Genomic DNA, 23,716 nt, shown 5'->3' with positions numbered 1-23,716 from the left:
CGGTCCAGACCACCCGAGGCCACCGGCGACGGTGGCAGAGTCACCCCATGGACCTGCCCGTCATGCCGCCCGTCTCCCCGATGCTCGCGAAGTCGGTGAAGGGCGTCCCGGATCCGGCCGCGCAGGGCGGGCTGTCCTTCGAGCCCAAGTGGGACGGCTTCCGCTGCCTGGTGTTCAAGGACGGCGACGAGGTCGAGCTCACCAGCCGCAACACCAAGCCGCTGACGCGCTACTTCCCCGAGCTGGTCGAGGCGGCCCGAGCCCAGCTGCCCGACCGCTGCGTGCTCGACGGGGAGGTCTTCGTCAGCGACGGCTCGCGCCTGCAGTTCGAGGTGCTGCAGGAGCGCATCCACCCGGCGGCCTCCCGCGTGAGGCTGCTCAGCGAGCAGACGCCGGCGTCCTACGTCGCATTCGACCTCCTGGCCCTCGACGACGAGGCCTACCTCGAGCGTCCGTTCGCCGAGCGTCGAGCCGCCCTCGTCGCCGCGCTCGGTGACACGCTCCCGCCCCAGGGCGGTCCGTTCCACCTGACCCGCACCACCACCGACGCCGCCGAGGCGCAGCGCTGGTTCGAGCAGTTCGAGGGCGCCGGGCTCGACGGCGTCGTCGCCAAGCCGCTGGGCGCTCCGTACTCCCCCGGCGGGCGCACGATGCTGAAGATCAAGCACAGCCGCACCGCCGACGTCGTCCTGGCCGGCTACCGCGAGCACAAGGACAGCACCCCCGAGCGTCCCCTGCTCGGGAGCCTCCTGCTGGGCCTGTGGGACGACGGCCGCCTCCAGCACATCGGCGTGAGCGCCAGCTTCACCGCGGCGCGACGCGCCGAGCTGATGGACGAGCTCGCTCCGCTGGTGTGCGGCATCGAGGAGCACCCGTGGAGCGCCTGGGCCGGCGACGCCATCGCCAACCCCGACCGCGTGCCCGGCACCCAGAGCCGCTGGAGCGCCGGCAAGGACCTCTCGTTCGTGCCGCTGCGCCCCGAGCGCGTGCTCGAGGTCGGCTACGACCACATGGAGGGACGGCGCTTCCGGCACACCGCGCAGTTCAAGCGCTGGCGTCCTGACCGCGACCCCGCGTCGTGCGGCTACGACCAGCTCGAGGAGGTCGCCTCCTACGACCTCGGCGAGGTGCTGGGCGGAGTGCCGGGCGGGGACGCCGGGGAGTAGCGTCGCGGCATGGCCTACGACGTCGTCCTGCTCGTGGAGCAGGCTCTCGATCCCGCCGACGCCGCCCGCGTCCGCTCGCTGCACGAGTCCGTCGAGGAGCCCGTGGCCTACCACGTGCTCCTCCCCGTCGAGGACGCCGCCGCGCGCATCGAGGCCGCGCTGAGCACGCTCTCGGGCGGCGAGCTGAGCGCCGCGCCCGCCATGGCGCTCTCCGGCGCCGACCTCGACGCCCTCGACGCCGAGGCCCGCCAGCGCGCGCAGGCCGACCTCGACGCCAGCACCGCCGCGCTCGTCGCGCTGGGGGTGGAGGCCGAGGGCGCCCTGGTGCCGGAGTCGCCGCTGGACGCCCTGCTCGCGCGGGTCGGCGCCGTCGACGCCCGTGAGGTCATCGTGCTCACCCGACCCCACCTCGTCGCGGAGCTCTTCCGCCTCGACTGGACCTCGCAGGCGCGTCGTCACCTCGGCGTCCCGGTGCTGCACCTGCTCGAGCACGAGAGCTTCGACGAGCAGGCCGGCGGCGGCGAGGGCGTCTCCGGCTTCTGAGGCAGGACCCGCCGACTCCGGCGCCCCCGTGACCTCATGCGGCGGTCCGGATCTTGTTACCGAACTGTGGATGTCGCGTGGTCGCCGTTGTGGACCGCCGCCCCCTACTGTTCTGGTTGTCGGAGGGAGTTCCGGGGGGAACGAAGACCGACACGGCCCGCCACACGGGCGCTGCGAATCTGGGGGGAGGAGCAGCGAGCCGAGGGCCACATGTAGAGCCGGTATCGCCGGGGGGCGATCCGGATCGAAGCACAGGAGCCCGTTCGTCGCACAGGGCCTCGTCCATCGGACTTGAGGCCGCGGCGGGCGGGCCCTGGCCTTTTCCGGGGTCGCTCGCCCTCGCTGCGGTCCCCTGTCAGGACTCCACGCGGTTGCCGTCGGCGTCCCAGTGCTCGGCGACCTTCTTGCTCGGCTGCACCCGCGGCGGCTCGCCGGGCATCTTCGGGTAGTCCGGCGGGTAGCTGAGCTCGCCGCCGGGCAGCGTCTCCCACAGCTCCAGCAGCGGCTCCAGCGAGCCGGACGAGGCGTCCAGCTCGGCCCACGGGTCGCCGTCGGCGAGGTGCTCGCGCACCGTGGTGAGGTTGAGGGTGGCCGGGTCGTCGAGCTCGGCGAGCTGTTCCCACGTCAGCGGCGTGCTCACCGGGGCGCCCGGACGCGGCCGCAGGCTCCACGCACCGGCGATGGTGCGGTCGCGGTTGTTCTGGTTGAAGTCGACGAAGATCCGCTCCCCGCGCTCCTCCTTCCACCAGGCCGTGGTGACGCCGGGGTCGCGCCGCTCGAGCTCGCGACCGAACCCGATGGCGGCGTGCCGCAGGTCCTCGAAGGACCAGCGCGGCTCGACGCGCACGTAGACGTGGACGCCGCGGTTGCCGCTGGTCTTCGGGAACCCCCGCAGCCCGAGCTCCGCGAGCACGTCGCGGGCCAGCAGCGCGACGCGGCGGGCGTCGGCGAAGGTGGTGCCCGGCTGCGGATCGAGGTCGATGCGCAGCTCGTCGGGGTGCTCGACGTCGGGGCGACGCACCGGCCAGGGGTGGAACGTCAGCGTCCCCATCTGGGCGGCCCACACCAGGGACGCCGGCTCCGTGGGGCACAGCTCGTCGGCGGTGCGGCCGCTGGGGAAGCGCACCTGCACGGTCTCGACGAAGTCCGGCGCGCCCCGCGGCAGCCGCTTCTGGTAGAAGCCGTCGGCGCCCTTGTCCTGCGGTCCGACGGCCAGCCGCATGCCCTCGCGCCAGCCGTCGGGCCAGCGCTCCATGGCGGTGGGCCGCTCCCCCAGCGCCCGCATCATCGCCTCGCCGACGTCGGCGACGTAGCGGCACACGTCGAGCTTGGTGAGCGCCGGCGTGCGGTCGGTGGCCTCGTAGATCACGCGGTCGGGGCTGGAGACCCGCACCTCGCGGTCACCGGCCATCACCGTCGCCGCAGGTGCCTTCGCCATGCGCTCACGCTAGCCGTCGACCGTGGCCGGCGGCGACCGCCGCCTGCGGCGCCACGGCACTGGGCGGTGCCTCGACGGTTGCTCAGGAGAACGGGATCTTCCAGTCAGGCCCGCTGCCGGACCTGACGATGAACGGCGACCACCCGTCGTCGAGGACGGTCACCTCGAGGCCGGAGAAGATGAGGCGCACGTCGTGCCCGTTGGTCTCCATCACCGCCTCGAACATGGGAATCCCCAGTCGGTTGCCCCAGTCGACTGCCGTCGATGAGTCATCGACGAGACGGAAGCCCGGATAGAGGGCCTGCCACCTGACGCCCCAGACGTACCCGTCGAGCTCGACCCCCGTCTCGTAGACGGTCAGACGGTCGTCGAGCGAGATCGGCCACACGTCATCACGCACGGCTGTGGTCACCGAGGCCTTCACGCAGTGCCTGAAGCGGTAGCGACGGTGCTCGGGCTCGATGCCCGTGGCAGGGTCGGCCGTCGCGTAGACGACCACGTCATAGTCACGCATGAAGTCGGCGTAACCGTGGAACACGACCGCTTGATCGAACACCTCCTCGAAGGCAGCGGCGATCTCGGCGCGACGTCGAAGCAGTGTCACGGCCACCGTCGTCCCGAGGGCGTCCGCGCACCTCGCGCATCCGCTGACCGCGTCCTCACCATGCGCCGACCCTAGGCGCTTGCGTGGCGGCCTAGGGTCGGAGGCGTGGGTTATGACGTTGAGAAGTCCGACGCCGAGTGGCGCGAGCAGCTCTCCCCCGCCGAGTACGACGTGCTGCGCAAGGCCGGCACCGAGCGTGCGTTCGTGGGGAAGCTGACCGACACCGAGACCGTCGGCGTGTACCGCTGCAAGGCCTGTTCCACCGAGCTCTTCCGCTCCGAGACCAAGTTCCACTCCGGCTGCGGCTGGCCGTCGTTCTACCAGCCGATCACCGACACCATCGAGTACATCGAGGACACCAGCTTCGGCATGAAGCGCGTCGAGGTGCGCTGCGCGCACTGCGGCTCGCACCTCGGCCACGTGTTCCCCGACGGCTACGGCACCCCGACGGGCGACCGCTACTGCATCAACTCCCTCAGCCTGACCCTCGAGCCGGCCGACGGCTCGGGTCCGGTCGCCGGCTGAGGCCGACCACCCGGTCACCCGACCACCCGACTAGCCAGCCCGCCCGCCGCGATGCGTCGACGGCCCCCGGATCCAGATCCGGGGGCCGTCGGCGTTCCTGCGGGTGCTGCGGGTCGGTAGGTAGATCAGGGCAGGCGGTCGACCAGGTCGCGCACGCCCACCCGGGCGCCGGTGTAGAAGGGGATCTCCTCGCGCACGTGCCGGCGCGCGCCCGAGGCCCGCAGGTGACGCATGAGGTCGACGATGCGGTCGAGCTCGTCGGCCTCGAAGGCGAGGATCCACTCGTAGTCGCCGAGGGCGAAGGAAGCGACGGTGTTGGCGCGGACGTCCTTGTAGTCGCGGGCCATCTGGCCGTGCTCGGCCAGCAGCGCGCGGCGCTCCTCGTCGGGCAGGAGGTACCACTCGTAGGAGCGGACGAACGGGTAGACGCACACGTGCGCCTTGGGCTCCTCGTCGTCGAGGAAGGCCGGCACGTGGGAGCGGTTGAACTCCGCCGGGCGGTGCAGCGCCATCTGCGACCAGACCGGCTCGAGGCGCGCGCCGAACGCGGTGCGGCGGAAGCGGTGGTAGGCCGACTGCAGCTCCTCGCTGGTGGCCGCGTGCGACCACATCATGACGTCGGCGTCGGCGCGCAGGCCGGCGACGTCGTAGAGGCCGCGGATGATCACGTCGGCCTCCGCGAGCTCGGCGAAGAGCTTCTCGACCTCGGCGCCCTCGGCGTCGCGGTCGGCGTCGCCGAGGACGTCGCGCAGACGGAAGACCGACCACATGGTGTAGCGGATGGAGTCGTTGATCTCGCGGATGCGCGCTGCGTTCGTCTTCTGCTCGGCCATGGCTCCATTGTGCCTCGCCGCGCGCGGCGCCCCGACGGTCCCTGGTCCCGTGGAGCTCGTGCGCTCCGTCACCCGACGGCGGCCGCGAGGTCGGAGAGCACCTCGGTGGCGGCGCGGTGGGCCGAGGCGATGACGGCCGGGATGCCGACGCCGTCGTAGGAGGCGCCGGCCACGGCCAGGCGCGGCACCCGGTGCAGCGCCTCGCGGATCCGCTCGACCCGCTCGAGGTGGCCCACGGCGTACTGCGGCAGGCCGTGCGGCCAGCGCTGCACGTGGACGTCGACGGGGTGGGCGCGCAGCCCGATCGCCTGGGCGAGGTCGAGCAGGGACTCGCGCACGAGCTCCTCGTCCGAGGCCGTGGCGACGTGGTCCTCGCCGTGGCGGCCGAGGGAGGTGCGCAGCACCAGGAGGTCCTCCCCCGCCTCGCCGGCGGCGCGGCCGGCCTCGCGCACCCAGTCCCACTTGGCGAAGGAGAACGTGCTGGCCTTGATCCGCCGACCCTCGACCGGCGGCACGAGGAACCCCGACGAGCCGGTGGCGGCGAGGTCGGGGGCGTCGGTGGCGCGCACGACGAGGGTGACGACGACGACCGAGGCGGCCTCGATGCCTCCGATCTCGGCGGCGGCGTCGGGCGCGACGTCGGCGAGCAGCCGGGACGCCGGGGCGGCGGGCGTGGCGAGCACGACGCCGGAGGTCCGGACGCGCGTCGGCGCGTGGGGCGGGCCGAGGACGACGTCGTAGCCGGTGGCGGTGGGGTGCAGCTCGCGGACGCTGACGCCGAGCCGGACGTCGACGTCGCGGGCGCGCAGGTCCTCGAGGAGTCGCTCGGCGAGCAGGCCCATGCCGCCCTCGACGCCGGCGAAGACCGGGGCCGAGTACGTGGTGGGCGTGGCGGGCGACTGCTCCAGCACCGAGCCCCGCTCGGCCAGCGCCACCAGCTGCGGGACGGCCGCCCGCGCGGAGATCCGGCGCGCCTGACCGGCGTAGACGCCGCCGAGCAGCGGCTCGACGAGGAGGTCGGTGACCTCGGTGCCGAAGCGGCGGTCGACGAGCTCGCCGACCGAGACGTCGTGGGTGAGCACGCTGGCCGGCAGATCGCGCTCGCCCCGCACGTGGGCCAGGCCCTCGTCGCTGAGCAGCCCGGTGGCGGCCAGCTGCTCGACGTCGAGCGGCACGCCCATCAGCGTGCGGGGCAGCGGCAGCAGGCCACGGCGGGTCCAGATGCGGGAGGCGGCGATCGCGGGGTGGACGACGTCGATGCCGACGCTCGCGGCGAGGTCGACGCCCTCGGGACGCCGGTTCAGCATCGCCTCGGCGCCGACGTCGACGAGCAGGCCCGCGACCTCGCGCCGTCGCAGCTTGCCGCCGACGCCCGCCGACTCCTCGCACACCACGACGCGGTGGCCGGCGAGGGCGAGGTCACGCGCCGCGGCGAGGCCGGCGATGCCGCCGCCGACGACGACGACCGGATCCGTGCTCATGACCCTCGCCTCATGGCACCAGGGTGTCACCCCGGCCCAGGCGAGCGCCCGGGACCATCGTCCCGGATCGTCCCGCCTCAGCCCGCCAGGCGGCCGAAGCCGGAGCGGTGGAAGACCAGCGGGCTGCTGGCGTCGACGTGGTCGGCGCCGTGCAGGAGCAGCAGGATGATCGTGTGGTCGCCGGCCTCGACCTCGCGGTAGATCGAGCAGTCGAAGCGCGCGGCGGCGTCGTCGAGGGTGACGGCGCCCTCCTCGCTCACGGTGACCTCGACGTCGTCGAAGCGGCGCTCGACGGGCCCGGCGAGCTGGCGGCAGACCTGGCCGTGGTGGTCGGCGAGCACGCTGAGACCCAGGTGACCGGCGCGACGCAGGTCGGGCCAGGTCTTGGAGGTGTTGGCCACCGAGAACGAGACCAGCGGCGGGTCCAGGCTCACGGAGGTGAACGAGCTCGCGGCCAGGCCGGTGAGCGCGCCGTCGACCTCGGCGGCGACGGCGACGACGCCGCTGGGGAAGGCGCCGAAGGCCTGCCGCAGGCGGACCGGGTCGAGGTCCTGGTTGGTGACGAGCGGCGTGACGGTCATGCGGGGACTCCAGGTGCGGTGGGGGCTGTGGGGGTGGCGCTGCGGGCCAGGCGGGCGGCCTCGGTGAGGGTGCGCACCGACTCCGCCCAGAGGTCGAGCCAGGCGGCGTAGGCGTGCGGGTCGTCGTGCTGCGCGTCGAGCACCGAGAGCCCCTGCGCCGGCACGCGGGCGCCGATCTCGGCGAGCACGGGCCGCAGCGTGAGCTCGGGGGCCAGCGCGTGCGCCGGCGACCCGCTGAGCATGAACGGGACGGCGACGCCGCGCATTCCGGTGCCGCCGGCGAAGCGGTCGAGGAAGAGCTTGAGCAGGCCGGTGCAGGCGCCCTTGTAGGTGGGCGAGGCGACGACGACCAGGTCTGCCTCGCCCACCTGCTCGACCAGCGACGCGACGTGCGCGTCGGACCAGTCGAGGAGGGCCGGGCCGAGCGTCGCCAGGTCGACGACGAACGGCTCGGCGTCCGGCTCGAGCGCACCGGACAGCCAGGTGGCCGCGGCCAGGGTCCGCGAGCCGGGCCGGGGGTTGCCGACGACGACCGCGACCCGCGGGGCCGCGCTCACGACGCGGCCTTCCCGCCCGAGCCGCGGCCGGCGTACTGGAAGGGGGTGGAGGCGCGCACCTGCGGCGGCGCGGGGTGCTCCCACAGGCCGCGCTGGGCGAGGATCGGCAGCACGCCCTCGCCGAACTGGTAGGCGCCCTCGAGGTGGGGGTAGGCCGAGAGCACGAACTCCTCGATGCCGAGGGCGTGGTACTCCTCGATGCGGTCGGCGACCTCCTCGTGACTGCCCACCAGGGCGGTGCCGGCGCCGCCGCGCACCAGGCCGACGCCGGCCCAGACGTTGGGGTGGATCTCGAGGTCGTCCTTGGTGCCGCCGTTGAGGGCGAGCATGCGCTGCTGGCCGACCGACTCCGAGCGCTTGAGGCCCTCCTGCACCCGCGCGATGTCGGCGGGGTCGATGCCGGCGAGGAGCCGGTCGGCCTCGGCCCAGGCCTCCTCGGAGGTGTCGCGGTTGATGACGTGCATGCGGATGCCGAAGCGGATCTCGCGTCCCTCCTCGGCCGCCAGCCCCCGGATCCAGGCGATCTTCTCGGCGACGGCCGCCGGCGGCTCGCCCCAGGTGAGGTAGACGTCGGCGTGCTTGGCCGCGACGCGTCCGGCCGCGGGCGAGGAGCCGCCGAAGTAGATGGCGGGCGCGGGCTCGGGGATCTGGTTGAGCCGCGCGGCCTCGACCTGCAGGTGCTCGCCGTCGAAGTCGACCTCCTCGCCGCGCCACAGGGCCCGGACGATGGTGAGGAACTCATCGCAGCGCGCGTAGCGGCCGTCCTTGTCGAGGAAGTCGCCGAACATGCGCTGCTCGGCGCTCTCGCCGCCGGTGACGACGTTGAGCAGCAGCCGCTGGCCGGTGAGGTTCTGGTAGGTGCCGGCCATCTGGGCGGCCACGTAGGGCGAGATGAGCCCGGGGCGGAACGCGACGAGGAACTTCAGCCGGTCGGAGACCTGGCTGAGCATCGCGGTGGAGAGCCAGGCGTCCTCACACCAGGCGCCGGTCGGCGTCAGGGCGCCCTCGAAGCCCATCTGCTCGGCCGCGCGGGCGATCTGGCCGAGGTAGGGGACGTCCGCGGGCCGGCCCGACGGTCCGGCGGTCACGCCGTGCCCGCCGCCGACGACGTGCCGGCCGTCGCCGCCGTTGGTCGGGAGGAACCAGTGGAACGTCAGGGTGCTCACGATGAGGTCCTTCGCAGGTCGATGCAGGTGGGTCGGGTCGGGTCGTGTGGAGGCGTGTCAGAGCTGGCCGTGTCGCGGCGGCAGGGTGCCGTCGAGGGCGTGGCGGCCCAGGTGCTGCACCTTCCACGCCGCGGGGTCGTGGAGGGTGTGGGTGCGGGCGTTGCGCCAGTGCCGGTGCAGGTTGAGGGAGTCCAGCGCCGCGCGGGTGCCGGCCACCTCGAAGAGCCGCGAGGACGCCTCGAGCGAGGCGTGGGTGGTGGCGGCACGGGCGGCGGCCACGGCCAGCGAGGCGGTGCCGGCACTGGCCTCGGTGAGGTCGGCCTCGGCGGCGTCGACGGCCCGGGCGGCCTCGGCCAGCAGCGCCTCCGCGCCGCGGACCGCGAGCTCGACCTCGCCGAAGGCGTGCACGACGAGGGGGTCGTCGGCGGCGCGCTCGACCCCGGCGTCGGGGTAGGGCCGGCTCCTCGAGGTGACGAACGCGGCGGCCTCGCGCACCGCGGCGCGGGCGATGCCGGCGTCGAGGGCGGCGTGCAGCACCTGGGCGAACGCGCCGTAGGTCTGCGGGCCCTCGAAGGTCAGGTGGTAGGGCGTGACGAGGTCGGCTGGGACGGCGACGTCGGTGAGCCGCACGGTGCCCGAGGCGGTGGTGCGCTGACCCATGCCGTCCCAGTCGTCGACGACCTCGACGCCCGGGGCGTGCCGCTCGACCCAGGCGACGTGCAGCGGCCCGTCGACGTCGAGGTGGGCGAGCACGGGGATCCAGTCGGCGAGCAGCGCGCCGGTGGCGTAGCCCTTGAGACCGCGCAGCCGCCAGCGTCCCGGCCCGTCGGGCAGCAGCGTGGTGGCGTGGTCGCGGACGTGCCGAGAGCCGATCTCGGACTGGGCGTTGCCGAAGCGCCGCCCCTGCAGCACCTCCCCCAGCAGCCTCTCCTGCTGGGCCGCGGTTCCCTGGCGGCGCAGCGCGCCGACGTAGACGAAGTGGCTGTGCGGGATCTGGGCGATGCTCGGGTCGCCCTCGGCGAGCACGCGGAACACCTCGGTGACGGTGGCCGTCGGGAGGTCCGCGCCGCCGAGGGCGGCCGGCACGGTGATCGCGAGCAGCCCCGAGGCGGCCAGCTCGTCGAGCTCGGCCGCCGGGAGGATCCGCTCGGCGTCGCGCCGCGCGGCCCCCTCGGCGAACCGGTCGGAGAGCTCGCGGGCCACGGCCACGGCGCGCTCGGCGTCGAGCACCGGGACGCGCGTGCCGCGCTCGGGGCTGAGGGTCGCCATCAGACGCGCTCCAGCTCCGCGGCCTCGAGCTCGCGGACGAGCGGCAGGATCTCGCGGCCGAAGTACTCGACGTCCTCGTGGTAGTGCAGGAAGCCGAGCAGGAGCAGGTTGACGCCCTGGCGCTTGTACTCGATGGCACGGTGGGCGATCTGCTCGGGCGTGCCGATCAGGCCGGTGCGGAAGCCGTCGTTGTACTGCACGAGGTCGGCGAACTCCGAGTCCTGCCACATGCCCTTCTTGTCGCCGGTGGCCTGGCCGGCCTGCTTGACCGCCGAGCCGAAGCCCTCGACGGCCTCGCGGTCGGCCTTGTCGACGATCTCGCGCAGGACGTCGCGGGCCTCGGCCTCGGTGTCGCGGCCGATGAGGAAGCCGTTGACGCCGAAGCGCACCTTCCCGGCGCGACCGTGCACGGCGGCGACGTCGTTGACGTCGCGGATCTGCTCGGCGATCCCCTCGGGCGTGTTGCCGTTGGCGAAGTACCAGTCAGAGACCCGGCCGGCCATGCCGCGGGCGTCGGTGGAGTTGCCGCCCTGGAAGATCTCCGGGTGCGCGCGCTCAGGCGTGATGATCGGCTTGGGCTTGAGGTCGAAGTCGTGGAGCCGGTAGAAGTCGCCGTTGAACTCGGCGTGCTCGGAGGTCCAGATCTCGCGGACGTAGCGGATGAACTCCTCCGAGCGGCGGTAGCGCTCGCCGTGCTCGAGCCAGGGCTCACCGAGCTTGGTGAACTCGTCCTTGAACCAGCCGCTGACGACGTTGATCGCGGCGCGACCCCCGGTGATCTGGTCGGCGGTGGCGATCCACTTGGCGAGGACGCCGGGCTGCCACAGGCCGGGGTGGACGGCGGCGATCACCTTGAGGCGCTCGGTGGCCAGCAGCAGCGCGAGGCTGAAGGACGTCGACTCGAGCTGGTAGGCCGCGCCGTAGGAGGCGATGTAGCGCACCTGGGAGAGGGCGTACTCGAAGCCGTTCTCCTCGGCGAGGCGGGCGAGCTTGACGTTGTAGTCGTAGCCCCAGTCGGTGCGCTGCTCGATGTTGCTGACGACCAGGCCGCCGCTGACGTTCGGGACCCAGTAGGCGAACTTGAGCGGCTCGTGGAAGTGCGGCGGGAGGCTGGTGGACATGGCGGAGGACCCTTTCCGGGATTACTGCTCTTAGTTGACTAGGTTGCTGGACTTTTAGCGCGGACACAAGTCCGGTGCGCACGGATGCGACGAGGGGGTGAGAGGCAGTGCCTCTCACCCCCGGTCGCCGGACGTCGGCTCAGGCCCCGACTCAGGCGTCGGACCCCGCGCCGCGGCGGGTCGCTCCGATCGCCCAGGCGTAGGGCGGCGGCGTCCCGTTGACCAGGTGCGCGCCGACCACGCGCGCCTTGAGGATCCGCGGATTGTGGGACGACACGGTGCGCGCGTTGCGCCAGTGCCGGTCCAGCCCCCGCGCCCGGGAGGTGCCCGAGGCTCCGAGGGTGTCGAAGAGGTCGCTGGTGGCCTTGAGGATCAGCTCGGTCACCACCACCTGCGCTCGCGACGCCTCGATCTCCGCGGCCTCGTTCAGGCGCGCGACCTCCTCCGCGGACGCGCTGGCGGCCTCGGCCACGGCCTGCACCGCGCGCGCCACCTCGACGGTCGTGGCCCGCGAGGCGTAGACCGCCGAGGCGATCTCGCCGACCCGCGCCAGCACCTGGGCGTCGTCGCGCACCCGGGCCGCGTTGGCGTGGGAGTAGTTGCGCTCCCGCTCGCGCACCGCGTCCAGGGTGTCGGCCAGCGCGGCCTCGCCGATGCCCGTCAGCGTCGCCAGCAGGTTCAGCTGGTACACCGCGGTCTGGTACGGGAAGCGCTCGCCGAAGGGCAGCACGTGCTCGGCCGGCACCGGGACGCCGTCGAAGGCGGTGGTGCCGCTGCCGGTGCCGCGCTGGCCGAAGCCGTCCCAGTCGTCGAGCACGACGACGCCGTCGGCGCGGGTGTCGACCAGCGCGATGGCGAAGTCGTCCTCGCCGTCGGCGCCGCCGCCCACGCGGCGGGCGTAGACGTCGGCCCACTCGGCGAAGATCGTGCCGGTCGTGTAGAACTTCTGGCCGTCGAGGCGGTAGCCGCCCCCACCGGCCGGCGTCAGCACGGTCTGCTGGGTCTCGATGCTCGTCGATCCGGTCTCCGACCAGGCGTTGCCGGCGATCTCGCCGGCGACGAACCGGGCGAACCAGGCCTGCTGGTCCTGCCCGCGCCGGTGCTGCCACAGGCGGTCCTCGGCGAGCGCGAAGTGCCCGCGGAAGGCCTGCGTCAGGTTGCTGTCGGCGGCGGCGAGGTCGATCCAGACCTGCACGAGCTCGGGCCAGTCCAGCCCCGCTCCCCCGTGCTCGACGGGCACCTGCAGCGCGCCGAGCCCGGCGAGCTTGAGCGCGTGCACGGGCTCCTCGGGCAGCGAGCCCTCGAGCTCGCGCGCGAGCGCCCCCTCCGCGATGCGCGGCAGCAGCTCCTCGACGGCGGCCCGCTGGTCGATCGCCTGCGCCGGGGCGGGCCGATCTGCGATCTCGGTCATCGTCGGCCCCTCACGTGTACCAGGTGGGCTCGGGGATCTCTCCGAGCAGGAAGTGACGGCCGACCTCGGCGCGCTTGTGCGCGATGGGGTCGTGCAGGGAGTGGGTGCGGATGTTGCGCCAGTGGATGTCCAGGCCCACGGAGCTCGACGTCGCCCGGGCGCCGGTGACCTCGAAGACCCGGGTGCCGACCTCGAGGCCGACGTCGATGGCGACCTGCTTGGCCGCGGCGATGACGACGGCGGCCTCGCCTCGCTCGGCCCCGGTGACGTCGTCGGCGTGGGCGTTGATGGCCTCGATGAGCCCGGCCGCACGCTCGGCGAGCGCCTCGGCGGCCCACAGGCGCGAGCGGAGGTCGCCGTAGGTCTCGAGGATGTAGAACTCCTCCGATCCGCGGCTCTTCACGTCCGGGGTGTAGGGCCAGGGGCGGGTGCGCTCGCGGGTGTAGCTGGCCGCGGTGGCCAGCGCGCCCTCGGCGATGCCGAGGTAGAAGTTGGCGAAGACCAGCTGGATGAGGGGCACGTTGAGGGTGTTGTAGACGCGCGGGGCGAAGCGCCACCCCTCGTCGGTGCGCACGTAGCCGGCCGCGGACTCCCAGGGCACGCGGACGTCGACGATCTCCACCGAGCCGCTCTCGGTGAGGCGCTGGCCCAGGCTGTCCCAGTCGCCGGCGAAGCGCAGGCCGGGCTGGTCGGTCGGGACGATCGCGAAGACGTGGTCCTCGGTGCCCTCGATGACGCCCTCGAGCACGGTGACGTCGGAGATGCGACCACCGGTGGAGAAGGACTTGCGGCCGGAGAAGACCAGCTCGTCGCCCTCGACGCGCACGACGAGGTCATCGTCGCGGGGGTTCACCGCGCCGCCGAAGAACCACTGGTTCTCCCCGGCGGCCTGCTCGACGGCGGCGATCTGCTCGGGGGTGCCGACCAGGCGAGCGGCCCAGGCCCACACGTAGTGGTAGCCGAGGAGCTGGCCGATCGAGCCGTCGCCGGCGGCCACGGCGCGCACGACGCGCAGCGCGGTGGTCCAGCTCTCGCCGGCGCCGCCGTGCTCGACGGGCGCGAGGAGCGTGACGAGGCCGGCCTCCTTGAGCAGACGCACCTCGGCGACGGGGCTGGCGTTGGCGCGGTCGCGCTCGACGGCGTCGACGGCGAGCTGGCTGGCGACCTGGCGGGCCCGCTCGACCCACTCCTCGGAGGTCTGCGGGCGGGCTCCGAAGGCCGCCTCGGACGGGTGCTGCGCCGGGGTGGGCGCCTGGGACTGGAGCGTCATCGCTGGCATCCCCTCTCGTGTCGTAGGATCATCTTTGTCTAGTAACTTAGTCATGTTTAGGACGGGCGCCAGTCCTCCGACGCACGGAACTGTCGAGCACCGCCGACAGGCCGCACCGACCACCCACCCGCCACCAGCACCCGTACCGCGAGGACCCGCATGCGCATCGAACAGCTCGAGTACCTGGTCGCCGTGACCCAGCACGGCTCCCTGCGCCGCGCGAGCGAGCGGCTGCACGTCTCCCAGCCCGCCCTCAGCGAGGCGCTCTCCAAGCTCGAGCGCGAGCTCGGCGTCACCCTGCTCGACCGGCGCCGGACGGGCTCGCGGATCAGCCGCCAGGGCCGCGACCTCCAGCAGCACATGGTCGAGGTGCTCGACGCCGTCGCCCGGCTGCGCACCGCCGCCGGCGACCAGAGCGCCCGCAGCCGCCTGATCCGCCTCGGCACCGTCAACGCCGCCACCTCGACGCTGCTCGTGCCCGCGGTGCGCGAGTTCCAGGACGCCCACCCGCGCACCACCGTCGAGGTGCTCACCATCCAGCAGGGCGCCATCCACGAGGGGCTCCTCGAGGGCACCATCGACCTGGGGCTGGTCAACGAGCTCGCCGGCGACGACGGCCCGGCCGACCTCGTCGGCACCGACCTCCTGCATGGCCGCCCCGTGGCGGTGCTCCCCGCCGGACACCCCCTGGCCGTCCGCGACGCCGTCAGCGTCGACGACCTGCGGGCCGAGCGGTTCGTCGGCATGCGCGCGGGCTACCTCATGCACCGCTACGCCCACCGGCTCTTCGGCCCCGACCAGCCGCCGGTCGTGCACAGCACCGACGGGGCCGAGATGGGCAAGGTGATGGTGGCCGAGGGGCTCGGCGTCACGCTCCTGCCCGACTACAGCGTCGAGGGCGATCCGCTCCACCGCGCCGGGCTGATCGTGCACCGGCCGATCGAGGGCGATCGCACCGTGGTCAGCCTCGTGCTGCGCCACCGGCGCCCCGACCTGCTGCCCGTGCAGGTGCGCGACCTCGTCGATCGGCTGCGTCGCACCGCCGACGCCTCCTCGCACGAGGTCGTGCACCAGCCGGCCTGAGGCGCCGACACCGGGAACCGGGGCCGGAGCCCGCGCGTCCGATCGGCATGCGCCAGCGACACCCGCTCCCCGTCCTCGTCCCCGCCCTGCTTCCCGTGCTCGCCGTGCTGATCGGCCTCCTCGCCGCCTGTGGCGGAGGGGGCGGCGACGCCGGCGAGCGGAGCGGCGCGAGCGCGGCCGGCTCCTCGGCAGTGGTGCCCGAGCCGGCCGCCGACGGCGTCCGGGCCTCCTACGACTCCGCGGAGGCGAACGCCGACACGACGGCCGAGAAGGCCTCGTCGGCCCCCGGGGTGCTGGCGCCCTCGGTGATCTCCACCGGCGCCGTGTCCCTGGCCGCCGACGACGTGGGCGCGGCCCGCCGGGAGGCCACCGCGGTGGCCACCGGCCTCGGCGGCTCGGTGAGCGACGACAGCACCGACGTCGACACCGACGGCCGCGCGCTCAGCAGCGTGCTGACGCTGCGGGTGCCCAGCGCCCGGTTCCGCGACGCGATGGACCGGCTCGAGGGCGTCGCCGACCTGCGGGCCTCGAGCACCAGCAGCGAGGACGTCACCACCCAGGTGCTCGACACCGCCGCCCGGATCCGCGTGCAGCGGGCCAGCATCGCCCGCATCAGCACGCTCATGCGCCGCGCCGGCAGCCTGGCCGACGTCGTGCGCGTCGAGCGCGAGCTGGCGAGCCGTCAGGCCGACCTGGAGTCGCTGGTGCGTCAGCGCGACCACCTCGCCGACCAGACCTCGATGGCCACGATCTCGGTGACGATCGAGCGCACCGGCACCGTGCCCGACGACACCCGACGCACCGGGTTCCTCGGCGGCCTGCGCTCGGGCTGGGACGCCTTCTCCGACGCCGCGTCCGCCACGGCCACGGCGACGGGCGCGGCCGTCCCGTTCGTCGGCCTGCTGCTCGTGCTGGCCGCGCTGGGCTGGGTGCCCCTGCGCCGTCGGGCGCGCGGGCGGACCGCTCAGGCCAGCGGGTAGCCCTGGACGAACTCGGTCAGCCGCGCGAGCTGGTCGGGGTCGGTGGAGGGGATGACGCCGTGGCCGAGGTTGAAGACGTGGCCGCGGGCCGCGCGTCCGGCCTCGATCACCTCCGCGGCGCGGGCGGTCATGACCTCGGTGGGGGCGAAGACGAGCGTGGGGTCGAGGTTGCCCTGGACGCCGCGGTCGCCGACGCGGCCGATCGCGTCGGCCAGCGGGGTGCGCCAGTCGACGCCGACGACGTCGGCCCCGGCCTCGCCCATGAGCGTCAGCAGGTTGGAGGTGCCGACGCCGAAGTGGATGCGCGGCACGCCGAGCGCGCCGGCCTGCTCGAGCACCCGCGCCGAGTGCGGCATGACGTGGGTGGCGTAGTCCTGCGGCGTCAGCGCACCGGCCCAGGAGTCGAACAGCTGCACCGCCGAGGCGCCGTGGCGCACCTGCACCTCGAGGTAGGCCGCGGCGATGCCGCCGATCTTGCGCATGAGGGCGTCCCAGACGTCGGGGGCGCCGAACATCATCGCCTTGGTCTTCGCGTGCTCCTTCGAGGGCCCGCCCTCGACGAGGTAGGACGCGACCGTGAACGGCGCGCCGGCGAAGCCGATGAGCGGGGTGCCGCCGAGCTCGCCGACCAGGCCCTCGACGGCCTGCGCGATGAACGGGACGTGCTCGGGCGTGAGGTCGGGGATCGCCTCGACGTCGGCCAGGGTGCGCACGGGGCTGGCGACGACCGGCCCGATGCCGGGCTTGATGTCGAGGTCGACGCCGACCGCCTTGAGCGGCAGCACGATGTCGGAGAAGAAGATGGCGGCGTCGACGCCGTAGCGGCGCACCGGCTGCATCGTGATCTCGACGACGAGGTCGGGGTCCATGCAGGACTCCAGCATGCCGACGCCCTCGCGCACCCTCAGGTACTCAGGCAGCGAGCGGCCGGCCTGACGCATGAACCAGACCGGGGTGTGCGGCACCGGCTCGCCCCGGGCGGCCTTGAGGAAGGCGCTGTCGGCGAGGGCAGGATGCGGGGCGATCGTCACGGGGTCAAGGATCGCACGGCGTGTTCGAACCTCGGTTCGAGGCCGCCGTCACCTACTGTGACCCCATGGTCGTGCGTCCCCAGACGCACCCGGAACCGGGTGCTGCCGTCGTGCCGACGGCGTTCCGCGAGGCGGTGTCCTCGCTGGCCTCCGCGCGCCTGCGTCCCGAGGTGCTGTGCGAGGAGATGCCCGCCCCGCAGCGCATCGCCCCCTACGCCTCCGCCCTGTCGGCCGACGTCACCGTCGACGGCGTCGACGTCGGCACCGGCCGGCTCGTGGTGCTCCACGACCCCGACGGCAACGACGCCTGGGAGGGCACCTTCCGCTGCGTCGCCTACGTGCGCGCCGACACCGAGCCCGAGACCGAGTCCGACGACGCGCAGCTGTTCTGCTCCGCCGTGTGGTCCTGGCTCACCGACGCCCTGGAGTCCGCCGGTGCCACGCACGTGGCCGTCAGCGGCACCGTCACCCGCGTGCTCACCGAGAGCTTCGGCTCGATGGCCGGCGAGCCCGCCACCTCGCAGGTCGAGGTGCGCGCGTCCTGGACCCCCGTCGTCGAGGACGACGCGCCGGTCGACCTGCGCGCCCACGTCGAGGCCTGGGGCGAGGTCCTGTGCGCCGCGTCCGGTCTGGAGCCGGTGCCCGAGGGCGTCGCGGTGATGCCGAGCCGCCGGGGACAGCGCGGCCAGGCCTGATGAGCGACGCCGGACCTGATCCCACGGCTCCCTCCGCAGAGCCTGGGGAGCCCCAGGAGCCCCAGGAGCCCGAGGCGCCCGAGGCGCCGCCCGCTCCCCTGCTGACCCTGCGTGACGGCCTGCCGGGCGTCGTCGACACCCCCGAGGGTCTGGCGGAGTGCTGTGCGGCGATCGCCGGCGGCACCGGCCCCGTGGCCATCGACGCCGAGCGCGCGTCCGGCTACCGCTACTCCAGCCGCGCCTACCTCATCCAGCTGCGCCGCACCGGCACCACGACCTTCCTCGTCGACCCCATCGCCTTCGACGACCTCGCGCCGCTGCAGGAGGCCATCGGCGAGGCCGAGTGGATCCTCCACGCCGCCACGCAGGACCTCCCCTGCCTGGCCGAGGTCGGCCTCCACCCGCACGCCCTCTTCGACACCGAGCTCGCCGGCCGCCTGCTCGGCTATCCGCGCGTCGGGCTCGCGACCCTCGTCGAGACGCTCCTCGGGCGGCGCCTGAAGAAGGAGCACTCGGCGGTCGACTGGTCCACCCGGCCCCTGCCGGCGCCGTGGCTGGAGTACGCCGCCCTCGACGTCGAGGTGCTCGTCGAGCTGCGCGACCTCCTCGCCGCCGAGCTCGAGGAGTCCGGCAAGGCCGCCTGGGCGCAGCAGGAGTTCGACCACCTGCGCTCCTTCGAGCCCACCGTCCGCACCGACGCCTGGCGTCGCACCTCCGGCCTGCACCGGGTGCGCGGCCGTCGCAACCTCGGCGCCGTCCGCGCCCTGTGGGAGCTGCGCGACGAGATCGCCCGCCAGCGCGACGTCACCCCCGGCCGGATCCTCCCCGACTCCGCGATCGTCGTGGCCGCCACCGCACTGCCCCTCGAGCGCAGCCAGCTGCTGAGCCTGCGCGGCTTCCACGGCCGCGGGGCCGAGCGGTACTCCACTCGCTGGATCGCCGCCGTGCGCGAGGTCGCGGAGCTGCCGGAGTCCGAGCTGCCGCAGCGCGCGCCGCGCACCGACGGCCCTCCGCTGCCCCGCGCCTGGGCCGAGAAGGACCCCGCGGCCGCCCGTCGCCTGGCTCTGGCCCGCGACGCCGTCGCCGCCCTCGGCGAGGAGGTCTCCACGCCCGTGGAGAACCTGCTCACCCCCGACTATCTGCGCCGGCTGCTCTGGACCCCGCCCGCGGTCCGCGAGCCGCAGGCGCTGGCCGCGGCCGTCGCCGCCCAGCTGGCCTCCCTCGGGGCCCGCCCCTGGCAGATCGAGCTCACCACGCCGCTGCTCGTCGAGGCGATCATCGCCGGCGACGTCGAGCCGGAGCCCGAGGCAGCTCCGGACGACCAGGTGGACGACCAGCCCGACGCCTGAGGCGCGGCCGGCCTCAGCCGGACGTGCTGGGGCTGCCGCTCGGGCTGGGGCTGCCGCTGGGGCTCGGACCGGCCGGCGCCAGCACCGTCTGGGAGTCCTCGTCGATGCGGGTGGTCAGGGCGTCGAGGTCGACGTCGCCCGGGTCGGTCACCAGGGCCCGGACGTCGCGCGCCACCGCCCGCTGCAGGGCGGGAAGGTCGTCGAGGAACGGGGGCAGGCGCATCGAGCGCACCGCCGTGGTGAACACCTGGGCGTGGATCGGCTGGTCGGTGGTCTGGGTGAAGTCCTCCGACAGCGCCACCTGCTGGTTGGCCGGCACGAGGTAGCCGGTGCGGGTGACCAGGCGGACCGCCTCGGGCGAGACGGCGTAGGCCAGGAAGTCGGCGGCCTGGACGGTGTGCTCGGTGCGGGCCGAGAGGCACAGGCCGGTGACGTCGCCGACGGTGGCGGTGGTGTCGATCGTGGGCACCGGCAGCACGTCGAAGCTCAGGCCCTTGGCCTCGCGCAGCTCGGGCACGAGGGCGCGGGTGCCGAGGATCATCGCGACCTTGCCGCGCCGGAACCACGACACCGGGGCGGCGGCGGCCAGCTGGCGCTGGGAGATGTTGAGCTTCGGGTCGCGCAGCACCGGCAGGATGTCGTCGAGCGCGCCGCGGGTGTCGTCGGAGGAGAAGGCCAGCGACGTCGGCGGGGTGCCGTCGCCGTAGACCTCGCCGCCGCCGGCGTAGATGAACGGCGAGAGCCCCTCGAGGGTCGGCTCGATCGCGAGCGCCTTGGCGCCGCTGCCGCGACGCGCGGCGAACTCGGCGGCGGCCTTGAACTCGTCGAGACTCCACTTGGTGCGGCTGGCCGACGGGACGTCGAGCCCGCGCTGCGCCATGGCGTCGAAGTCGACGAGCTGGGTGTTGTAGTAGACGACCAGCGGCGAGGAGCCGTAGGGCATGCACTGCAGCTGGCGGTCGGCGGAGAAGCCCTCGATGGCGTCACGGGAGTAGCCGTCGCCGAAGTCGACGCGACGCTCGTCGAGCAGCTCGTCGACCGGCTGGCTCAGGCGCTTCTCGCGCAGGAAGGCCAGCTCGTTGCGCGAGGCGAGGAAGACGTCGGGGATGGCGGTGCGGTCGCCGCTGGCCGCGGCCTTCGTGAGCGAGGCCTGCATCTGCTCGCGGCTGGTCCAGGCGCGCACGGTGACGCGGGACTCCGGCGTCGTGCTGTTCCAGGCGTTGGCCATGGTGCGGTAGGCCTCGACCTCGGCCTTCGAGCCGTACACGCCGAGCGTGAGGTCGACCTTCTCGGTGGGCGAGGGCGACAGGGACGGCGAGGCGCTGGTGCCGCTCGCCCCGGAGCCGTCGGCCTCGGTGCAGGCGGTGGTCCCGAGCAGGCTCAGGAGCATCAGCGCTCCGAGTGCGACCCGACGCTTCAACCGGCACCTCCTGGCTGCAGCGGGGCGGGACCCGGACGCGCGGCAGCCATGCACGGCGGGCCTCGCCACCCTACCGGGGCGCCCGCTGCACACCGGCCGGGTCCGCCGTGCGCCTTCTCACGGGACATCCGGGAACTCGGCCGCCAGAGGGCGGGGTCCTCAGCCGCGCAGGTCGGGGTTCACCCGGCGCGCCGCGGCGAGCACCTGCTCGAAGACCACTCGGTCGAGGGCCGCGCCCTCGCGGCGCACGCTGCCGGCGTCGAGCCGCAGCAGCCGGTCGAGCCGCACCTCGCTCGGCCGGCCCTGACGGTCCCAGCCGCCGGCGCCGACGTCCATCCAGCTTCGTCCCGCCCGTGCCTCCTGCGCGGCGTCGCGGTCGTGGTCCTTGCTGGTGAGCATCAGCCCGAGCAGCCGTCCCCCGTCGCGGCCGATCAGCAGCACCGGCCGGTCCTTGCCGCGGCTGGCGTCCTCCTCGTAGGGCACCCACCCCCACACGACCTCGCCCGGATCGGGCCGACCGTCGGCGTGGGGCGCGTAGTCGAGCTCGATGCCGCCGCGCGCCGGCCGTCCAGCGGCGCGGGGCTGTCGGGGCTGTCGGGGCTGTCGGGGAGCCGGCGACGCGGTGCCCGGCGGACTCTGGACGCCCGTGCGGGCGGAGCGGACGACGGCGCGCAGCAGACGCTCGAACCTCATGGCGGCGACGCTACCGGCTCGCCTCTCCAGGCTGTGAGGGCGAGTGCACCGGACCGGGAGCGCCTCACGGCGCGTGGCCGCTCGTAGCGGCTGATGTTGGGACCCGGGGCTGCCACGACCCGGTGCACTCGCGTCTCCGACACTACGCCGTGGACCTGACGGACGCACGCCGAACCGGCCTGATCCGGTGAGGCTGTGAGAACCCTCATGCGGGGTGGGGCTCGATGGCGGATCTGCGCGCTCCGGCGCCCTCGCCGTCGCCGGCTCGCCTCAGGCCCTCGTCCTGAGAGGCGCAGCTACGCATGCGCGGGCCCCGGCTCTGCGTCGGTGCGCCGCCGGCTCCGGTCGTCGAGATCCGCTCCGGTGGACGAGCGCCGCCCCGGTGGTCGAGCGCCGCCCCGGTGGTCGAGCCTGTCGAGACCCCCGCACCCGCCCGGAATCGCTGTGCACAAGCGCTCGTCTTCGAACTGGTGTTCGGATAGAATGAGGCATGGCCACTCGGAAGCCCCGTCTGCTGCGCGACAGCGACCTCCTGCGCGCTGCCATGGCGGCCAGGTCCGTGGCTGACGACGCCGAGCGTGAGGTCTTCCAGATCGCCGCTGACTGGGCGATCACCCACACCGTGGCCGACGGGATGGACGCCGCGTTCCTGGTGGGCACGCACTGCGAGGTGGCGATCGCCGGTCCTGGTGCGCCGATGGTCAGCGAGTACTGCTGCGACGAGATCGCCGCGGCGCTGGGGATGTCGACCGACTCGGGCCGGTTCTACGTGGGCCACGCACTCGAGGCGTGCACGCGTCTCCCGCGCCTGTGGGCACGCCTCGTCGAGGGGGAGGTGACGGTGGCGCAGGTGCGTCGGATCACCGAGCACACGATGCTGCTGTCGTTCGAGGCGGCTGCTCGGGCTGATCAGCTGCTCGCCGCCTATGCGCATTCGGTGGGGCGTCGGGCGATCGAGAACGCCGTCAACCTCGCCGAGCAGCAGGTCGATCCTGATCTTGCGGCCCTGCGTCAGCGGCTGGCTCGTGACGACCGGCGCTTCGACGTCGCCGTCGACCAGCCGAGTCTCGACGGCACCATCGACGTGCACGGCCGCATGGACCGCGAGGACGCCATCGACCTCGACGCCGCACTCGGCGAGCTGGCCCACCAAGCACTCGCCCTCGGCTCCACCGACTCCCTCGACGCGCGGCGTCCGTGGGCCGCCGGCCAGCTCGGGCGCCAGCACCTCGACCTCACCACCGACGAGCCAACGGTCGAGTCAGCACGCACGAGGGAGAGCGTCCTCTACGTCCACCTCTCCGCGGACGCCCTCGGCGACATCGGCCCCATCGCCACCCTCGAGGCCACGCGATCCCCGCTCCTTCTGGACGCCGTCAAGCGCTGGTGCGGGGACTCGTCCAGGGTGATCATCCGGCCCGTCCTCGACCTGGCGGCGGAGCGGCACTGCGAGTCCTATGAGGCCGCACCCCTCCTCCGGGAACAGGTGATCGTCCGTGATCGCACCTGCGTCTTCCCGCACTGCCGGCGTCCGGCCCGACGAGCCGACCTCGACCACATCAACCCGTTCGACTGCGGCGGCCCAACGTCGTCCCTGAACCTCGCGTGCCTGTGTCGGCATCACCACCGCTCGAAGACACACTCCGGCTGGCGCTACCGGCCCGACCCCGACCATCCCGGCCATCACTTGTGGACCAGCCCCACCGGCGTCCACTTCCGGCGCGGACCCACCGGCACCGTCATGCTCCCCGCACCGGATCTCGACAAGCTCCATCACCGACAAGATCCGGTGGTCGAGCCTGCCGAGACCCCCGCACCCTGACACCCCGCTGAACCCAACACCCCAGCCCGTGACCATCCCCGGTCCCGGGCTCGAGGTGCGTGGTCAGGCCAGCCGATGCGCCAGCTCGGCGTGGCCGGCCGCCTCGAGCTGCTCGGCGAGGGTGAGCAGGCGCGCGATGGGATCGACGGCGTCGACGGGCACCGCGTGGTCGGGGTGCTCGCTGGCGCGGCCGGCGGCGACCACGCGGGCGAAGGCGCTGGCGCGGAAGAGCACGTCGGCGAAGTCGCCCGTGGCGATGCCGCCGAGCACCTCGTCGACCATCGCGCGCAGCTGGTCGGGGCCGGGCGGGTCGGCGACGCCGGCCACCACGCGGGCCACCTGGGCGCGGGCGCGGCCGGCCTCGAACTCGCGGGCCACGGTGTGCGGGTCCGCGTGCACCCACTGCCGCAGCACGTAGAGCCGCCACAGGCAGCCGGCCAGCGAGTCCGCGGGAGCGTGCGACCACACCTGCGCGATCGCCTCGAGCCCTTCGGTGTCGGCCAGGTGGATGATCCGCTGCGCCAGCCGCGGATCGTCCGCGCCGCGCACCAGCACCTGGGCCGCGAGGTCGCCAGCCTCCGTCAGCCCGGCGGGGTCCTCACCACCGACGTAGGCGTCGAAGAACTCCGTGGTCTTCGGTGCGGGCCGGTGGTGGCGGTGGGGCTGCTCAGGCACCGC

General features: G+C 73.8%; 23 protein-coding genes. 8 read left to right on the top strand and 15 right to left on the bottom strand.

What is annotated here, in order from left to right:
- Positions 1-47: 47 nt before the first annotated feature.
- A complete protein-coding gene (locus ACZDWJ_RS11620) occupies positions 48-1,166 on the top strand; it encodes an ATP-dependent DNA ligase (RefSeq protein ID WP_463521120.1) in 1,119 nt (372 codons plus the stop codon).
- Positions 1,167-1,175: 9 nt separating this feature from the next.
- The gene (locus ACZDWJ_RS11615; RefSeq protein ID WP_463521119.1) at positions 1,176-1,709 is read left to right on the top strand and encodes a hypothetical protein; all 534 of its coding nucleotides are present in this window, start codon (positions 1,176-1,178) and stop codon (positions 1,707-1,709) included.
- A gap of 355 nt (positions 1,710-2,064) precedes the next feature.
- Here ACZDWJ_RS11615 and ACZDWJ_RS11610 read toward each other — a convergent pair whose 3' ends face one another.
- Both ACZDWJ_RS11610 and ACZDWJ_RS11605 read right to left on the bottom strand, forming a co-directional pair.
- The gene (locus tag ACZDWJ_RS11610; protein WP_463521118.1) at positions 2,065-3,147 is read right to left on the bottom strand and encodes a DNA polymerase domain-containing protein; all 1,083 of its coding nucleotides are present in this window, start codon (positions 3,145-3,147) and stop codon (positions 2,065-2,067) included.
- 82 nt (positions 3,148-3,229) lie between these two features.
- A complete protein-coding gene (locus ACZDWJ_RS11605; protein WP_463521117.1) occupies positions 3,230-3,751 on the bottom strand; it encodes a YxiG-like protein in 522 nt (173 codons plus the stop codon).
- 105 nt (positions 3,752-3,856) lie between these two features.
- On the opposite strand from ACZDWJ_RS11605, the gene msrB reads away from it, so the two are divergent.
- Entirely contained in the window at positions 3,857-4,276 is a 420-nt protein-coding gene (gene msrB, locus ACZDWJ_RS11600) for a peptide-methionine (R)-S-oxide reductase MsrB (protein WP_463521116.1), read from the top strand.
- Between the two features lie 125 nt (positions 4,277-4,401).
- Here the strand turns inward: msrB and hemQ are convergent, their stop codons facing one another.
- The 9 genes from hemQ to ACZDWJ_RS11555 all read right to left on the bottom strand — a co-directional run bounded on the left by hemQ (position 4,402) and on the right by ACZDWJ_RS11555 (position 13,965).
- Positions 4,402-5,109: a hydrogen peroxide-dependent heme synthase gene (gene hemQ / locus ACZDWJ_RS11595; protein WP_463521115.1), complete on the bottom strand. Its 708-nt coding sequence runs from the start codon at positions 5,107-5,109 to the stop codon at positions 4,402-4,404.
- A gap of 68 nt (positions 5,110-5,177) precedes the next feature.
- Positions 5,178-6,590 (bottom strand): protoporphyrinogen oxidase, encoded by a 1,413-nt coding sequence (hemG, locus tag ACZDWJ_RS11590; protein WP_463521114.1) that lies wholly within the window; start codon positions 6,588-6,590, stop codon positions 5,178-5,180.
- 77 nt (positions 6,591-6,667) lie between these two features.
- Positions 6,668-7,171, bottom strand: coding sequence for a flavin reductase family protein (locus tag ACZDWJ_RS11585; RefSeq protein WP_463521113.1), 504 nt, complete (start codon positions 7,169-7,171; stop codon positions 6,668-6,670).
- Positions 7,168-7,728: an NADPH-dependent FMN reductase gene (locus ACZDWJ_RS11580; protein WP_463521112.1), complete on the bottom strand. Its 561-nt coding sequence runs from the start codon at positions 7,726-7,728 to the stop codon at positions 7,168-7,170. Before ACZDWJ_RS11580 ends, ACZDWJ_RS11585 begins: the two co-directional genes overlap by 4 nt.
- The gene (locus ACZDWJ_RS11575; RefSeq protein WP_463521111.1) at positions 7,725-8,894 is read right to left on the bottom strand and encodes an LLM class flavin-dependent oxidoreductase; all 1,170 of its coding nucleotides are present in this window, start codon (positions 8,892-8,894) and stop codon (positions 7,725-7,727) included. Before ACZDWJ_RS11575 ends, ACZDWJ_RS11580 begins: the two co-directional genes overlap by 4 nt.
- Before the next feature lie 57 nt (positions 8,895-8,951).
- Entirely contained in the window at positions 8,952-10,163 is a 1,212-nt protein-coding gene (locus ACZDWJ_RS11570; protein WP_463521110.1) for an SfnB family sulfur acquisition oxidoreductase, read from the bottom strand.
- Positions 10,163-11,284: a dimethylsulfone monooxygenase SfnG gene (sfnG, locus tag ACZDWJ_RS11565; RefSeq protein ID WP_463521109.1), complete on the bottom strand. Its 1,122-nt coding sequence runs from the start codon at positions 11,282-11,284 to the stop codon at positions 10,163-10,165. The genes ACZDWJ_RS11570 and sfnG overlap by 1 nt, the downstream gene beginning before the upstream one ends.
- 151 nt (positions 11,285-11,435) lie before the next feature.
- Positions 11,436-12,695 (bottom strand): acyl-CoA dehydrogenase family protein, encoded by a 1,260-nt coding sequence (locus ACZDWJ_RS11560; protein ID WP_463521108.1) that lies wholly within the window; start codon positions 12,693-12,695, stop codon positions 11,436-11,438.
- A gap of 10 nt (positions 12,696-12,705) precedes the next feature.
- A complete protein-coding gene (locus tag ACZDWJ_RS11555; RefSeq protein WP_463521107.1) occupies positions 12,706-13,965 on the bottom strand; it encodes an acyl-CoA dehydrogenase family protein in 1,260 nt (419 codons plus the stop codon).
- A gap of 159 nt (positions 13,966-14,124) precedes the next feature.
- On the opposite strand from ACZDWJ_RS11555, the gene ACZDWJ_RS11550 reads away from it, so the two are divergent.
- Positions 14,125-15,048, top strand: coding sequence for a LysR family transcriptional regulator (locus ACZDWJ_RS11550; protein ID WP_463521106.1), 924 nt, complete (start codon positions 14,125-14,127; stop codon positions 15,046-15,048).
- 47 nt (positions 15,049-15,095) lie between these two features.
- A complete protein-coding gene (locus ACZDWJ_RS11545; protein ID WP_463521105.1) occupies positions 15,096-16,028 on the top strand; it encodes a DUF4349 domain-containing protein in 933 nt (310 codons plus the stop codon).
- Here the strand turns inward: ACZDWJ_RS11545 and hemE are convergent.
- On the bottom strand, positions 16,013-17,053 hold the full coding sequence (hemE, locus tag ACZDWJ_RS11540; protein WP_463521166.1) for a uroporphyrinogen decarboxylase: 1,041 nt from the start codon (positions 17,051-17,053) through the stop codon (positions 16,013-16,015). The genes ACZDWJ_RS11545 and hemE overlap by 16 nt on opposite strands.
- 71 nt (positions 17,054-17,124) lie before the next feature.
- Here hemE and ACZDWJ_RS11535 point away from each other — a divergent pair, with 71 nt between their 5' ends.
- Both ACZDWJ_RS11535 and ACZDWJ_RS11530 read left to right on the top strand, forming a co-directional pair.
- The gene (locus ACZDWJ_RS11535) at positions 17,125-17,754 is read left to right on the top strand and encodes a DUF3000 domain-containing protein (protein ID WP_463521104.1); all 630 of its coding nucleotides are present in this window, start codon (positions 17,125-17,127) and stop codon (positions 17,752-17,754) included.
- The gene (locus ACZDWJ_RS11530; RefSeq protein WP_463521103.1) at positions 17,754-19,103 is read left to right on the top strand and encodes an HRDC domain-containing protein; all 1,350 of its coding nucleotides are present in this window, start codon (positions 17,754-17,756) and stop codon (positions 19,101-19,103) included. The genes ACZDWJ_RS11535 and ACZDWJ_RS11530 overlap by 1 nt, the downstream gene beginning before the upstream one ends.
- 13 nt (positions 19,104-19,116) lie before the next feature.
- Here ACZDWJ_RS11530 and ACZDWJ_RS11525 read toward each other — a convergent pair whose 3' ends face one another.
- The gene (locus tag ACZDWJ_RS11525) at positions 19,117-20,523 is read right to left on the bottom strand and encodes an ABC transporter substrate-binding protein (RefSeq protein WP_463521102.1); all 1,407 of its coding nucleotides are present in this window, start codon (positions 20,521-20,523) and stop codon (positions 19,117-19,119) included.
- A 159-nt stretch (positions 20,524-20,682) separates the two neighbouring features.
- On the bottom strand, positions 20,683-21,216 hold the full coding sequence (locus ACZDWJ_RS11520; protein WP_463521101.1) for a type II toxin-antitoxin system PemK/MazF family toxin: 534 nt from the start codon (positions 21,214-21,216) through the stop codon (positions 20,683-20,685).
- Positions 21,217-21,706: 490 nt separating this feature from the next.
- Here ACZDWJ_RS11520 and ACZDWJ_RS11515 point away from each other — a divergent pair, with 490 nt between their 5' ends.
- The gene (locus ACZDWJ_RS11515; protein ID WP_463521100.1) at positions 21,707-23,038 is read left to right on the top strand and encodes an HNH endonuclease signature motif containing protein; all 1,332 of its coding nucleotides are present in this window, start codon (positions 21,707-21,709) and stop codon (positions 23,036-23,038) included.
- Between the two features lie 63 nt (positions 23,039-23,101).
- Here ACZDWJ_RS11515 and ACZDWJ_RS11510 read toward each other — a convergent pair whose 3' ends face one another.
- Entirely contained in the window at positions 23,102-23,713 is a 612-nt protein-coding gene (locus tag ACZDWJ_RS11510) for a hypothetical protein (RefSeq protein ID WP_463521099.1), read from the bottom strand.
- Between the last annotated feature and the right edge of the window lie 3 nt (positions 23,714-23,716).

Source organism: Nocardioides sp. B129/18 (assembly GCF_055282735.1).
The sequence above is the reverse complement of the archived record's forward strand: the minus strand, read 5'-3'. Positions and strand labels throughout refer to the sequence as shown.